The sequence below is a fragment of the Hymenobacter sediminicola genome (assembly GCF_014250515.1).
Lineage (GTDB): Bacteria > Bacteroidota > Bacteroidia > Cytophagales > Hymenobacteraceae > Hymenobacter > Hymenobacter sediminicola.
The window spans coordinates 794,059-808,415 of record NZ_CP060202.1 but is presented as its reverse complement, the minus strand read 5'-3'; the positions used below and the strand labels follow the sequence as shown (position 1 = coordinate 808,415).

Below are 14,357 nucleotides of genomic sequence, written 5' to 3'. Positions count from 1 at the left end.
CAGCAGCCACTACTTTCAAACCTTAGTCAAGCGTAATTTCCAAGGCCAGACCACGTAGCTCATGGATGAGTACGTTGAACGACTCGGGGATATTCGGCTTAGGCAGAACGTCGCCTTTTACAATGGCTTCGTACGCTTTGGCGCGGCCTACCACGTCATCCGACTTCACGGTGAGGATTTCCTGCAGCACGTTGGAAGCACCGAAGGCTTCCAGCGCCCACACTTCCATCTCGCCGAAGCGCTGACCACCGAATTGCGCCTTACCACCCAGCGGCTGCTGCGTAATAAGCGAATACGGTCCGATAGAACGGGCGTGCATCTTGTCATCCACCAGGTGACCCAGTTTCAGCATGTAGATAACACCCACCGTTACTGGCTGGTCGAAACGCTGGCCGGTGAGGCCGTCGTGCAGGTATGCGCGGCCGAAGGTCGGCAACCCGGCTTCCGTCAATTCGGCTGATACTTCCGCTTCGGTAGCACCATCGAAAATCGGGGTAGCGTAGGTACGGCCCAGCTTGAGGCCAGCCCAGCCCAGTACCGTTTCGTAGATCTGACCGATGTTCATCCGGCTTGGTACACCTAGCGGGTTGAGCACGATGTCCATTGGCGTGCCGTCGGGCAAGAAGGGCATATCCTCATCGCGCACGATGCGGGCTACCACCCCTTTGTTACCGTGACGACCAGCCATTTTATCACCCACCTTCAGCTTACGCTTCTTGGCGATGTAGACTTTGGCCAGCTGTACGATACCGGCGGGCAGCTCGTCGCCAACCTCCAGCGTAAACCGGTCACGCTTGAAGCGGGCCGTTATGGTGTTGCGGCGCTTGGCGTAGTTTTTCACCAGTTGCAGCACCATACCGTTCACGCGGGCGTCGGCGGTCCAGCCTTCCAGCACGAGGTCTTTGAACATGTTCACCTCCTCGGGCACAGCATAGTTGCTCTCGTCCTTGTAAGGATTCTTCTCTGGGAAGAGGTTCTCAGCAATATTTTTCTTGCCGAATTTTACTCCCTTCGAGACGATTTCGTCGCCGAACTTGTGCTTCACGCCCTGAGAGGTTTTGCCTTCCAGCAGTTGTACCAGCTTCTCCACCATTACGGCTTTGATGCCACGCAACTCACGAGCGTATGACTCCTTCAGCTCTTCTACTTCCTTCTTCGACTTGGCCCGTAGGTTTTTGTCTTTCTTAGGACGTGAGAACAGCTTGGTACCGATAACTACACCCTGCAGGGATGGTGGCGCCTTAAGCGAGGCATCCTTCACGTCGCCGGCTTTGTCGCCGAAGATGGCGCGGAGCAGCTTCTCTTCCGGGGTCGGGTCGGTTTCGCCCTTCGGCGTAATCTTACCAATCAGAATGTCTCCCTCCTTCACCTCAGCGCCCAAACGGATGATACCGTTGTCGTCGAGGTTGCGCACAGCTTCTTCGCTCACGTTCGGAATTTCCGAGGTCAGCTCTTCTTCGCCGCGCTTGGTTTCGCGCACTTCCAGCTCAAACTCCTCGATGTGAATCGAAGTGAAGATGTCGTCGCGAACTACCTTCTCCGAGATGACAATAGCATCCTCGAAGTTGTAACCCTGCCACGGCATGAACGCCACCTGCATGTTCCGGCCCAGGGCCAGCTCACCTTTGTTGGTGCCGTAGCCTTCGCACAGAACTTGGCCTTTCACCACCCGCTCGCCGTTCTTCACGAGCGGCGTCAGGTTGATGCAGGTGTCCTGGTTGGTACGACGGAATTTGATTAGGTCGTAGGAAATCTTCTCAGCGTCGAAGCTTACGAGGATATCATCTTCCGTCAGGTCGTACTTCACGACGATGCGGTTGGCATCGACATAATCAATTACACCGTTACCTTCTGCTACCACCAAGGTGCGTGAGTCAGTAGCCACGCGGCCTTCCAGACCGGTGCCCACAATTGGAGCCTCGGCTTTCAGCAGCGGAACTGCCTGGCGCTGCATGTTCGAGCCCATCAGAGCGCGGTTAGCATCATCGTGCTCCAGAAAAGGAATCAGCGAAGCAGCTACCGATACAATCTGGTTCGGAGCTACGTCCATGTAGCTGTATTCACCGGGACCTACTACTGGGAAGTCACCTTCGAAACGGCCTTTTACAAGGTCATTAATAAAGTTACCCGACTCATCGATACGGGCGTTAGCCTGTGCAATGTGGTGGGTGTCTTCTTCCTCAGCCGTGAGATACTTCACGTTCTCCGTCGTATCTACCTTGCCGTTTTCTACGGTGCGGTACGGCGTCTCGATGAAGCCCATCGAGTTAACCCGGGCGTGCACGCAGAGCGACGAAATCAGACCGATATTTGGTCCTTCCGGCGTTTCGATGGTGCATAGGCGGCCGTAGTGCGTGTAGTGAACGTCACGTACTTCGAAACCAGCTCGCTCGCGCGACAGGCCTCCCGGCCCCAGTGCCGATACGCGACGCTTGTGCGTCACCTCGGCCAATGGGTTGGTCTGGTCCATGAACTGCGACAACTGGTTGGTGCCGAAGAACGAGTTGATGACTGACGACAGCGTCCGGGCATTGATCAGATCAACCGGCTTGAAGTCCTCGTTGTCACGCACGTTCATGCGCTCCTTAATGGTACGCGCCATCCGGGCCAAGCCCACGCCGAACTGGGCGTAGAGCTGCTCACCTACAGTGCGCACGCGGCGGTTGCTCAAGTGGTCAATGTCATCGACAATGGCCTTCGAGTTGATCAGACCGATTAGATATTTTACAATGAGAACGATGTCCTCATTGGTCAGTACGCGGGCGTCCCAACCAGTGTCAATACCCAGTTTCTTATTGATACGGTAGCGGCCTACGTCCCCGAGGTCGTAGCGCTTGTCCGAGAAGAATAGCTTTTGGATGATGTCGCGAGCAGTTTCTTCATCAGGAGCCTCCGTGTTCCGGAGCTGACGATAGATTTGCTCCACTGCTTCTTTCTCCGAGTTGGAGTTATCCTTCTGCAGCGTATTGTAAATAATTGCGTAATCGGCAATGTTTACGTTCTCGCGGTGCAGAATCACTGACTTCGCACCTGCATTCAGGATGGTGTCGATGTCATCCTCCTCGATGGTAGAGTCGCGCTCCAGCAACACCTCGTTCCGGTCGATAGAAACTACCTCACCGGTATCCTCGTCCACGAAGTCTTCCGTCCAGGTGCGCAGCACCCGGGCGGCCAGTTTGCGGCCAACGGCTTTCTTGAGGTTCTTTTTATCAGCCTTCACTTCCTCTGACAAACCGAACAGGTCGAGAATGTCTTTGTCGGTGCCGTAGCCAATAGCGCGCAGCAGCGTCGTAACCGGGAATTTCTTCTTCCGGTCGATGTAGGCGTACATCACGTTGTTCACGTCCGTGGCAAACTCAATCCACGAGCCTTTGAACGGAATGATACGGGCCGAATACAGCTTGGTACCGTTCGTGTGCTTGCTCTGGGCGAAGAATACGCCCGGCGAGCGGTGCAGCTGCGATACGATAACGCGCTCAGCGCCGTTGATAACGAACGAGCCCTTTTCGGTCATGTAAGGAATATTCCCAAGGAACACTTCCTGCTCAATCGTTTCGAAATCTTCGTTGTCCGAGTCATTGCAGACCAAGCGCAACTTCGCTTTCAGCGGAACCGAGTACGTGAGGCCGCGGTCAATGCACTCGTCAACCGAGTACTTGGGCGGGTCAACGTGGTAGTCAATAAAGGTCAGCACGAAGTTTTCGCGCGAGTCCGAAATCGGAAAATTCTCGGCGAATACTTTGAACAGGCCCTCATCGGTACGGTTCTCGGCAGCCGTTTCCAACTGGAAGAAATCCATAAACGAGCGAACCTGCACGTCCAGGAAATCCGGATACTCAATAACCTTTTTAATCTTGGCGAAGTTGATCCGCTCGTCAGCAGCTTGCAGCTTTTGCAGACCTGACTGTGCTTTCGGTGTAGCCAATGTATGTGGGGTTAGGAAATGGACACTGGGAGAATCCATATCAGAGCAGCAGCAAAGCCACTACCTTGAAAGAATTTTGAAAGTTTCGGGCGCACGAAAGCGCAAAGCAGAACCTTGCGCCTCTGGCGTCCGTAGGCACGAAAAGCCGCAAAGCGGCGTGCAAACGAACTTCCGACTAGTTTGTTGCCTACAAACAGGAAAAGACCTGGCTTAGTTGCCAGGCCTCTCCTTATTTGCTGGTTTTAAGAGCAGGCAGCAGAAACTACTTGATTTCTACTTCAGCGCCGGCTTCTTCCAGTTGCTTCTTCAGGCCTTCAGCCTCGTCTTTGGCAACACCTTCTTTCAGGGCTTTAGGAGCACCGTCAACCAGTTCTTTGGCTTCTTTCAGGCCCAGACCGGTCAGGTCTTTCACCAGTTTCACCACAGCCAGTTTGCCAGCACCAGCCGACTTCAGGATTACGTCGAACGAAGTCTTCTCTTCAGGAGCTTCAGCAGCGGCAGCGCCACCGCCAGCCATCATTACCGGAGCAGCAGCAGCAGGCTCAATGCCATACTCGTCTTTCAGGATAGTAGCCAGTTCGTTTACTTCTTTTACCGTCAGGCTAACGAGCTGCTCGGCGAATGCTTTCAAATCTGCCATTTCTGTAGATTGTTAAAAAGGGGGTTGTTGAAGGAAATTGAAGTTGAAAAAGATGAGCAGCGGTTAGCCTGCAACCTCTTCTTTTTCGGAAAGCGTTTTGATGATACCAGCCAGTTTGTTGCCACCGCTCGACAGAGCAGAGATAACATTCTTGGCAGGTGACTGGAGCAGACCGATAACGTCACCGATAAGCTCGTTTTTACCTTTAAGTGTGCTGAGGCCGCTGAGCTGATTAGCACCGATGTAGATGCCGGCATCTACATAAGCACCTTTCAAAGCAGGCTTCGGCTCTACGTTCTTGCCATAGTTCTGCGACTTATAGAAGTCTTGCAGCAGTTTGGCAGGAGCGTTACCCGATTCTTTCGAGAACAGAATGCCCGATTGGCCTTTCAGCGCAGCATCCATCTCCGAAGTGTCGCCGCCGAGGGTGTCGAGAGCTTTGCGGATGAACGTGTTTTTGTACACTTTGAACTCCATGCCGCGCGTAAAGCACAGGCGACGGAATTCGTTGATTTTCGCCACCGACATTCCCGATGCATCGGCAATGTAGAACGCGTTGTGCGATTGAAACTTCTCGCTCAACTCGTCGACGAGGGCTTGTTTTTCTTCCCGGATCATATCGTCGTGTTGATTTAAATTATGCGGAAGTTACCGTGGTGTCGACCGGAACAGCAGGAGACATGGTGCTCGAAAGCGTGATGCTCTTGATGTAGGTGCCTTTGGCCGAAGAAGGCTTCAAACGGATAAGGGTTTGAATTACTTCAATGGCATTTTCAGCCAGCTTCTGGTCGTCAAACGACACTTTGCCAACCGAGCAGTGAATGATACCGGTTTTGTCAACTTTGAAGTCGATTTTACCAGCCTTCACTTCCTGAACAGCTTTAGCTACGTCCGTCGTAACAGTACCAGATTTGGGGTTCGGCATCAGGCCACGTGGGCCCAGTACCCGGCCCAGACGACCAACTTTAGCCATTACCGACGGCATCGTGATGATAACGTCGATATCTGTCCAGCCCTTTTCGATTTTGGCGATATAATCGTCCAGCCCAACATAGTCAGCACCAGCTGCAGTAGCTTCGGCTTCTTTGTCGGCCGTAACGAGGGCCAGAACACGAACAGTTTTGCCAGTACCATGGGGCAGCGTAGCTACGCCACGTACCATCTGGTCAGCTTTGCGGGGGTCAACACCCAGACGAACGTCGATATCTACGGAGGCGTCAAACTTGGTATAGGTGATGTCCTTTACCACTTTGGCCGCTTCAACCAGATTCCGAACTTCGGTCAGGTCGTGCTTGGCAAGGGCTTCCTTGCGCTTTTTGCTAATCTTTGCCATGTGTCTTCTCCGTCGTTAGATTATTCAGCAAAGGGAGAAGTACCCGAGATGGTGATGCCCATGCTGCGAGCCGTACCAGCCACCTGCTTCATTGCCGACTCTACCTTGAAGGCATTGAGGTCCGGCATTTTCGTCTCGGCGATAGTACGCACTTGGTCCCATGATACCGACCCTACCTTATTACGGTTCGGCTCTTTCGAACCGCTCTGGAGCTTGGCAGCATCCATGAGGAGCACCGGCACCGGAGGAGTCTTCACCACAAAGTCAAACGACTTATCGGTGTACATGGTGATGAGTACAGGACAAACTTGGCCGGCCTTATCTTGGGTGCGAGCATTGAACTGCTTGCAAAACTCCATGATGTTAAGGCCTTTGCTACCAAGTGCAGGTCCAACCGGTGGCGCGGGATTCGCGGCACCTCCCTTTATCTGAAGCTTCAGATAACCTCTAATTTCCTTGGCCATTTGGTTTGTAAGGCTTCGGACGTCACGGCGTAACCCGCAAAATCCTCAGTTTTAGTTTACTGCTCCGAGTGGAAGCACCGCCGGTCCGGAGCCGATAACCGACGACGTTTTCTGGCTGTGAGAGTAGAATTGAGAGCTTAGCGTCCAGACTTACTAGCCGTCTGAGCGCTAAGCTCTCAATTTTACTTTCTACTATGATTCTTTTTCAACCTGTGTGTAGCTCAACTCCATTGGAGTGCTACGGCCGAATATTTTAACAATTACGTTGAGCTTCTTCCGCTCCTCGAAAACTTCAGAAACAGTACCAAGCATTCCAGCAAAGCCACCATCCACGATTTTCACCAGTTCACCGGCTACAAAGGGAGTTTCCAGCGTGGCTGTCTGCTCTTCTGCTTCGTCTACAATACCGAGGATGTTATTTACCTCAGAAAGACGCAGAGGAATAGGCTTTGTGTTCTGGTTGGCAGCCTTTCCCTCTTTATCACTCAGGAAGCCCAATACTCCGGGCGTGCTAGTGATAATGTGGTCTACCTCGCCGTGCGTCAGGTCAGCATGGATAATAATGTAACCTGGATACAGGTTCCGTTCACGCACACGCTTCTTGCCATTGCGCATCTCATACACCTTCTCAGCCGGAATCAATACCTGCGGAACCAAATCCGACAGGCCGTGACGACCGATTTCAGTTTCGAGATAGGTTTTGGCCTTTTTCTCTTGTCCGCTCACCGAACGAACCACATACCACTTCAGCTCTCCCATCTTCGCTACGGATTAATGGAATGAGTTGTAGAACGCCTCTAGACCTGTTTTGAACACAACGTCCATCAGACCAACAACAGCAGCGAATACCAACGAGCCAATGAGCACCAAGCCGGCACTCTTCTGGAGTTCCTCGAGAGAAGGCCACGTTACCTTGTAGCGCATCTCCTCGACGGTGTCGCGGAAGTAATTCGGTTTCTTATCCATTGTCGTCGCCTGATAATTGGCTTCTGATTTCACGCAAGCTGCGGGTTGAGCAACTTACTTTAAAGCACGGGCGGAGAGATTCGAACTCCCATCAAAGGTTTTGGAGACCTCTATTCTACCCTTGAACTACGCCCGTGTATGCGCTCCAAACCAGCGAGGTGCTGTATTGGGACTGCAAATGTATGGAACTCTATTTACAAAACAAATCCGCCCCCGAAAAAATCGAGAGCGGATTGTATTGATTACCTAGAAACTAGGGAAACTATTCGGTGATTTCAGTTACCTGACCTGCACCTACGGTACGGCCACCTTCGCGGATAGCGAAACGCAGACCTTTTTCCATAGCTACCGAGTTGATCAACTCAACCGAGATGGTCACGTTGTCACCAGGCATTACCATTTCCACGCCTTCGCCCAGCGAGATGATGCCGGTTACGTCGGTGGTGCGGAAATAGAACTGAGGACGGTAGTTGTTGAAGAACGGCGTGTGACGGCCACCTTCTTCTTTCGACAGCACGTACACCTCAGCTTTGAACTTGGTGTGAGGCTTAACGGAACCGGGCTTGCAGATAACCATACCACGACGTATGGCTTCTTTTTCAATACCACGGAGCAGCAGACCTACGTTGTCACCAGCTTCACCACGGTCAAGGATTTTGCGGAACATCTCAACGCCAGTTACGGTCGACTTGAGGTTTTCAGCACCCATACCGAGGATTTCAACTTGCTCACCCGAGTTGATGATACCACGCTCGATACGGCCGGTAGCAACCGTTCCACGACCCGTGATAGAGAATACGTCCTCTACTGGCATCAGGAAGGGCAGGTCGGTCAGACGAGCAGGAATCGGAATGTAGCTGTCAACAGCAGCCATCAGCTCTTCGATCTTGGGAACCCAAGCAGCGTCGCCGTTCAGGCCACCCAGAGCCGAGCCCTGAATAACTGGAATGTTGTCGCCGTCGAAATCGTAGAACGAGAGCAGTTCGCGGATTTCCATTTCCACGAGCTCGAGCAGCTCGGGGTCATCCACCATGTCCACTTTGTTCATGAACACTACCAGTTGAGGAACACCTACCTGGCGAGCCAGCAGGATGTGCTCACGGGTCTGGGGCATTGGGCCGTCGGTAGCAGCTACCACAAGGATAGCGCCGTCCATCTGGGCAGCACCCGTTACCATGTTCTTCACATAGTCAGCGTGACCTGGGCAGTCAACGTGAGCGTAGTGACGGTTTTCGGTAGCGTACTCAACGTGCGACGTGTTGATCGTGATACCACGCTCTTTTTCTTCAGGAGCGTTGTCGATCGACGAGAAGTCACGCTTGGCGGCCAAACCTTTGTTCGCCAGTACCATCGTGATAGCAGCGGTCAGGGTGGTTTTGCCGTGGTCGACGTGCCCGATCGTACCGATGTTCACGTGCGGCTTGGAACGATCAAAATTTTCTTTGGCCATTGTAAAGGAGATTAAAGGAACTTTGTTGTGAAGAGGAAAACGCGACGTGCTTATACTGAAAGAAAGCGAAACGCAGCTCCGCTTAGTGGGGACTGCACGTCGCTTTTCTTTTCAGACTGTTCCAAACAGAGCAGCCGTGCTGCACCATCGGGTATAATGTGAGCCATTTATGGGATTTGAACCCATGACCTCTTCCTTACCAAGGAAGTGCTCTACCACTGAGCTAAAACGGCTGGTTTTGTTTGGCAAAGTTACAACGAATAGCGGATAGTTTAGCTTCTACCTTTTCTTCACTGTACTGAGCGGGAGACGAGGTTCGAACCCGCGACCTGCAGCTTGGAAGGCTGCCGCTCTACCAACTGAGCTACTCCCGCGTGTGCGAATAACGAAAGTGGCGACTATTTCGCTACCGTCGTTACGCATAAATGTGGGGGCGAAAGGACTCGAACCTTTGAACCCGAAGGAGGTGAGTTACAGTCACCCGCAATTGCCGCTATGCGACGCCCCCAGTTGCACTTCTCTGCCATCTGCAGAGAATTTCTCTCTTCAAAACTGGCCTGCTGAGCAGCCCTTGTGTCGAATTGAGTTGCAAAATTAGTGGCTTTCCGATGCAAGTCAAGCGCTAGGCTGAAAAACGCTCAATATTTTTTGTTACTAGATTCGATATGCCTCGCACTTCTACAGTTAACCCACTGACTACTTAGCGTAAAAGCATACAGGAGCAGCTACAGATAGTTGCGAATTATTTATCGTGCTTCTATTGCATCAGCGCATAGTAGGCCTTCACCTGCTCATCTTTTTCCTTGCTGCGAATATCCTGCATAACCGTTTTGATAGTAGGCATGCCGGTAGCCAAAATACTTAAGCCGCGGTAGGCACCCAATCGCACGATACTGTTGGGGGCATTGCGAGCCAGACTTTCCAGCTTCTGGATTCCTTTCTCCCGCTCTATGGGAGGTATGCGGAGCATGAATGTCGCAAAGTTGGGTAGATAGCTCCGATACAGATCCGCCTCGCTTACATCGGGTAGCCGGCGCAAAAACCATTGGTACTGCTCAGTACTGCTACCATTCAAGGAAAAGTAGGCAGAAATAGCACTGAGCACTTCTTGGCTCTTGGTTTCCTGCAAAGCCGTTATTTTCTCTTGTGAATCGGCGGTAGGGGTTTTGGCCAGCGCCTGAATAGCTGCGCCAACTACTTTGTAGGAACTGTCATTGAGCGCCGTTAGGTAGAGGCTGCTATAGTTCTCATTCGTGAAAGCAGACAGCGTTGTAAGAGCAGTGGCTCGAACCTGGCTTTTTTTGTCTGAGGCGGCTACCCGCTGCAGTTCCTTACGGACGGACTCCCCCTCCGGCCCTTTATAGCGGCGCAGCGCTTCTACTGCCGTTTGACGCACAGCCCAGAAATTATCGTTCAGAGCGGCTCGTAGCATACTGCTGACTGCCAAGTCGGCGCCTTTGGTACGAAGCCGGTCAATGGCTTCGTATTTCTGCAGGTAGTTGCGCGCGTGACTGAACTGGTAGAGAAGTTCTTCCTGGCTCCGTTCCTCTTCTATTTCAGCCAGCAGTTGGGCGTCGCTATCAAACTTTACCAGAGCAGGGCGTTGGGAGGAAGGCAGCCGAAAGGTTTGATCGGCTCTGGTAATGACGATGCGGTGTTCCGTTGGTTGGTTATTGGCCCACACCGTTACTCCTACCGGGAGCCGATAGATTGGGGTGAAAGTGGAGTCTTGCAGCTGTTGCACACGTAGACTTACCTGGCCATTGGCGAAGCTGTGAGTTACTTTCAACTCTGGGTGGCCTCGCTTCATAAACCATTGGTCAAAGAACCACATCAGGTCTTCGCCGGTCGTTTCTTCGAAGGCAATACGCAGCTTGGCTATTTCGGAGGCCGAGAATTTGTTCTGGGTCAAGTAGCGGTTCAGGGCTGTGAAGAAGGCTTCGTCCCCTACGTATTTGCGCAGCATATGCAGGACCCGGCCACCCTTGTCGTAGGAATGGCGGTCAAACATGTCCTCGTTCTGCGCATACTGGTACCGAATCAAAGGTTCACGCTTGCTCTGTGCTTCCTCTAAATAGCGGCCCATTTTCTCCTGCTGCACCAGCGCCGCCGCATCAGCACCGTATTTGTGCTCGGCCCACAATAGCTCTGAATAATCAGCAAAGGATTCGTTCAGGGGCAAGTTGGCCCACGATTCACTCGTGACATAATCGCCGAACCAATGGTGGAATAATTCGTGGGCCACTGTAGACTCGGCATCGTAGCCAACATCGGGCAGCTCACGAGCGGTGAACTGCACCAAGCTTTGCTCGAACGTAACGGCCGTAGTGTTTTCCATAGCCCCCGAAACAAAGTCGTGGACGGCTACCTGCGCGTACTTTTCCCATGGAAAATCAACACCCAGCTTCTTCGAGAAGAAATCCAGCATTTCGGGCGTGTTGCCGAATACTGCTTTGGCGGTGCTGCTATATTGCGGATCGACGTAGTATTCAACTGACTTGCCGCGCCATGTGTCACTCACGACGGCAAAGTTGCCGACGGCAAGCATAGCTAGGTAAGGGGCGTGTGGCAGGCTCTGCTTCCAAGTGTCGGTGCGAGTGCCGTCACTGTTTTTCTTGGAACCAACCAGCAGACCGTTAGACAACGTTTTTAGCGTTCCTTCTACTGTCAGGCTGATTTCCTGGGTCATCCGCTGGTTCGGCTTGTCGATGGTCGGGAACCAGCAAGAGCTTCCTTCCGTCTCACCCTGCGTCCAGATCTGGCGAGGCTTGGTTTTATCAGTACCGAGCGGGTTTACAAAGTACAGCCCCTTGTCCTGCGTGATGGCCGCACTACCACCGGCTTCCAGTTCGTTGGGCTTGGCTACATACTGTATGCGTACCTGGCAAGGCTCCGTGCGGGAGTAGGCTCTGTCCAGGTTGATGGTAAGCTTCTTTTTGTCGTAGGTGTAGTTGAGGTTTTTCTCCTTGTTACCGTTGAGCAGCTTCACACTTTTCACCTCAAAGCCTTTGGCATCAAGTAGCAGCTGATTTTGTGGATAGAAGTGCGGACGAACCGTAAGTACAGCCGTTCCGAGCAGCCATTGTTTGTTCCAGTCGAATCGAACGTCGAGCTTGGTATCCAGCAGATCATACAGGATGGTGGCGGCCGGCTTTACCGAATGCGTGGGTGGTAACCAAGAGGGCACAACTACCCCTACAGTAGCAGCGGGAGGCGTGTCCGGTTGCTCGGTTTTTTTGTGCGTAGCGGCCTTGCTACTGGTGGGCTTACCAGACTTAACCGCCTGAGCTGGTGCTTCCAGCTGGCATGCCAGAACGAGGCTCAGAATACCGAAAATCGGGTATTTCATGCGCAAATACACTAGGAATATGGGTCCTCAAGTTCCGAAATTATTTGAGAATTGGCCTATCTTTAAGCCCATTTCCGCTCACTCCTCCCCTTCCCTATGCTACAGGTCAGCACCAGCCCCACTCACTTCTGGGATGTAGACTATCGTGCCAATGGCGCAGTTTCTGTCAATGGTCAGCCGTTTGAGTGGGATTTGGCAGTAGTAGGTCCGGGCCGCTTCCATATTCTGCATGACGGCCGCTCGTATGGGGCCGAAATAGTATCGGCAGACTATACTGCCAAAACGTTTCAATTCAAGATTAACGGTCAGCTGCTGGAGTTGCAGGCCAAAGACCGGTTTGATCTGCTGCTTGATAAGCTGGGGATGAGCAATGCCGCCGTCAGCAAAGTCAACGAATTGAAAGCTCCCATGCCGGGCCTGATTGTGGATATCCGGGTAGAGCCGGGCCAGACAGTACAGAAAGGCGACCCACTGCTGGTTCTGGAAGCTATGAAGATGGAAAACATACTCAAGGCGCCCGGTGACGCAACGGTGGCAGCTATCAAAATCGGGCTCCGCGACAATGTCAACAAAGGCCAGGTGCTAATTCAATTCGCCTAACTGCTACGGCGGTGGTATCTGCTAAGTAGTAGAACCGTTTCGTGCTGGCTAGTCGTGCATCTACTGGGCAACCCTATCGTACAGGTATTACAATTCCAACTGCCAGCTCCTTTCCGATTTCTCACTTAATTCCTCCGATTTTGAAGTATAAACGAATTCTGCTCAAGCTCAGCGGTGAGGCGCTGATGGGCCAACAGCAATACGGCATCGATGCCATCCGGCTGATGCAATACGCAGAGGAAATCAAGAGAGCAGCTGCAACGGGCACTCAGGTAGCCGTTGTAATTGGAGGAGGCAACATTTTCCGGGGCGTTCAGGCCGAAGCGTTTGGCCTAGACCGAGTACAAGGCGACTACATGGGCATGCTGGCGACGGTCATTAATTCCATGGCCCTGCAAAGCGCACTCGAAAAGCTGGATGTAAATACCCGGTTGCTATCCGGCGTCACGATTCAACGGGTATGTGAGCCGTATATCCGGCGACGGGCACTACGCCACCTTGAGAAAGGACGCGTCGTGATTTTTGGGGCCGGCATTGGCTCTCCCTACTTTACCACTGACTCTGCTGCTTCGCTCCGGGCTATTGAGATTGAGGCGGATGTGGTGCTGAAAGGTACACGTGTGGATGGCATTTATACTGCCGACCCCGAGAAAGACCCATCAGCGGTGCGCTATCCAACCATTACCTTCGATGAAGTGATGGAAAAGAACCTGAACGTGATGGACATGACTGCCTTCACGTTGTGCAAGGAAAACAACTTGCCGATCATTGTTTTTGATATGAACAAGGCAGGCAACCTGCAACGGCTGATTGATGGCGAAACAGTAGGCACCTTGGTTACGATGAAAGTAACGGAGCCGCAGCCCCTGAATGCTAAGCAGAGCAGCCTGCAACCTAGCCTAGACACTCCCACTGAGCAAGCATAACCGAATCATTCATCAGGTAAGATGTAAGTCGAGGCTGAACAACTGGCTTTTACGGCTGCATTCCTGATTTTTGATTTTCAATTTCTAATTCACTTACACACATGGACGAGGAAATTCAGTTTTACCTGAGCGAAGCCGAAGAGTCGATGGGCAAGTCCCTTCAACACACCAACCTGGAACTAAGCCGTATCCGGGCTGGTAAGGCCTCGCCGGCCATGCTCGATTCGTTGCGGGTTGATTACTATGGTACTCCCACGCCTATCTCACAGGTAGCCAACGTTTCGACTCCCGATGCCCGCACGCTTTTCATCAAGCCTTGGGAAAAGAATATCATTGCCGAAGTAGTAAAAGCCATCAAGAATAGTGACCTGGGCCTGAACCCACAGTCTGACGCTGAGGGAGTACGGCTGAATATTCCGCCCATGACGGAAGAGCGACGCCGTGAACTGGTAAAGCAGGTAAAAAACGAGGCTGAAGCAGGCAAAGTACGCATCCGCAGCATCCGCAAGGACGTGAACGAGTCGTTGCGGAAGCTGTTGAAAGATGGTGCCTCCGAAGATGCCATTAAGGATGCGGAAGCCAAGGTGCAGAAAGCCACCGACAGCTATATCACGCAGGTTGATGGCCTGATGAGCAAGAAGGAATCTGAAATCATGACCATCTGATTAAGCCCTTACCTAGAAAGCAAAAACGCCCGCTCAATA

General features: G+C 52.5%; 12 protein-coding genes and 4 tRNA genes. 3 read left to right on the top strand and 13 right to left on the bottom strand.

Annotated elements, in window-relative coordinates; genetic code table 11:
* Positions 1–22: 22 nt before the first annotated feature.
* The 13 genes from rpoB to H4317_RS03370 form a co-directional block, all read right to left on the bottom strand.
* Complete coding sequence (gene rpoB, locus H4317_RS03430) at positions 23–3,964, bottom strand: DNA-directed RNA polymerase subunit beta (RefSeq protein WP_260625804.1); 3,942 nt, start codon at positions 3,962–3,964, stop codon at positions 23–25.
* A gap of 223 nt (positions 3,965–4,187) precedes the next feature.
* Positions 4,188–4,565, bottom strand: a complete 378-nt coding sequence (rplL, locus tag H4317_RS03425) for a 50S ribosomal protein L7/L12 (RefSeq protein ID WP_073281272.1) — start codon at positions 4,563–4,565, stop codon at positions 4,188–4,190.
* A 63-nt stretch (positions 4,566–4,628) separates the two neighbouring features.
* Entirely contained in the window at positions 4,629–5,183 is a 555-nt protein-coding gene (gene rplJ, locus H4317_RS03420; RefSeq protein WP_185888777.1) for a 50S ribosomal protein L10, read from the bottom strand.
* 19 nt (positions 5,184–5,202) lie between these two features.
* The gene (gene rplA / locus H4317_RS03415; protein ID WP_073281270.1) at positions 5,203–5,898 is read right to left on the bottom strand and encodes a 50S ribosomal protein L1; all 696 of its coding nucleotides are present in this window, start codon (positions 5,896–5,898) and stop codon (positions 5,203–5,205) included.
* A 20-nt stretch (positions 5,899–5,918) separates the two neighbouring features.
* On the bottom strand, positions 5,919–6,362 hold the full coding sequence (rplK, locus tag H4317_RS03410; protein WP_045688441.1) for a 50S ribosomal protein L11: 444 nt from the start codon (positions 6,360–6,362) through the stop codon (positions 5,919–5,921).
* A gap of 192 nt (positions 6,363–6,554) precedes the next feature.
* Positions 6,555–7,121, bottom strand: coding sequence for a transcription termination/antitermination protein NusG (nusG, locus tag H4317_RS03405; RefSeq protein ID WP_073281268.1), 567 nt, complete (start codon positions 7,119–7,121; stop codon positions 6,555–6,557).
* Positions 7,122–7,133: 12 nt separating this feature from the next.
* Positions 7,134–7,328 (bottom strand): preprotein translocase subunit SecE, encoded by a 195-nt coding sequence (gene secE, locus H4317_RS03400; protein WP_185888776.1) that lies wholly within the window; start codon positions 7,326–7,328, stop codon positions 7,134–7,136.
* 65 nt (positions 7,329–7,393) lie between these two features.
* Positions 7,394–7,464, bottom strand: a tRNA-Trp gene (locus H4317_RS03395).
* A gap of 126 nt (positions 7,465–7,590) precedes the next feature.
* Positions 7,591–8,778, bottom strand: coding sequence for an elongation factor Tu (gene tuf / locus H4317_RS03390; protein WP_185888775.1), 1,188 nt, complete (start codon positions 8,776–8,778; stop codon positions 7,591–7,593).
* Between the two features lie 161 nt (positions 8,779–8,939).
* Positions 8,940–9,011: transfer RNA gene (locus H4317_RS03385), tRNA-Thr, on the bottom strand.
* Between the two features lie 68 nt (positions 9,012–9,079).
* Positions 9,080–9,152, bottom strand: a tRNA-Gly gene (locus H4317_RS03380).
* Positions 9,153–9,206: 54 nt separating this feature from the next.
* A tRNA-Tyr gene (locus tag H4317_RS03375) sits at positions 9,207–9,286 on the bottom strand.
* A 249-nt stretch (positions 9,287–9,535) separates the two neighbouring features.
* Positions 9,536–12,127: a M1 family metallopeptidase gene (locus H4317_RS03370; RefSeq protein WP_185888774.1), complete on the bottom strand. Its 2,592-nt coding sequence runs from the start codon at positions 12,125–12,127 to the stop codon at positions 9,536–9,538.
* Between the two features lie 96 nt (positions 12,128–12,223).
* Here H4317_RS03370 and H4317_RS03365 point away from each other — a divergent pair, with 96 nt between their 5' ends.
* The 3 genes from H4317_RS03365 (at position 12,224) to frr (ending at position 14,318) form a co-directional block, all read left to right on the top strand.
* Positions 12,224–12,727, top strand: a complete 504-nt coding sequence (locus tag H4317_RS03365; protein ID WP_185888773.1) for an acyl-CoA carboxylase biotin carboxyl carrier protein subunit — start codon at positions 12,224–12,226, stop codon at positions 12,725–12,727.
* A 140-nt stretch (positions 12,728–12,867) separates the two neighbouring features.
* Entirely contained in the window at positions 12,868–13,653 is a 786-nt protein-coding gene (pyrH, locus tag H4317_RS03360; RefSeq protein ID WP_260625803.1) for a UMP kinase, read from the top strand.
* Positions 13,654–13,754: 101 nt separating this feature from the next.
* Positions 13,755–14,318 carry a ribosome recycling factor gene (gene frr / locus H4317_RS03355; protein ID WP_185888772.1) on the top strand — a complete coding sequence of 188 codons (564 nt, stop codon included), beginning with the start codon at positions 13,755–13,757 and terminating at the stop codon, positions 14,316–14,318.
* Positions 14,319–14,357: the final 39 nt, after the last annotated feature.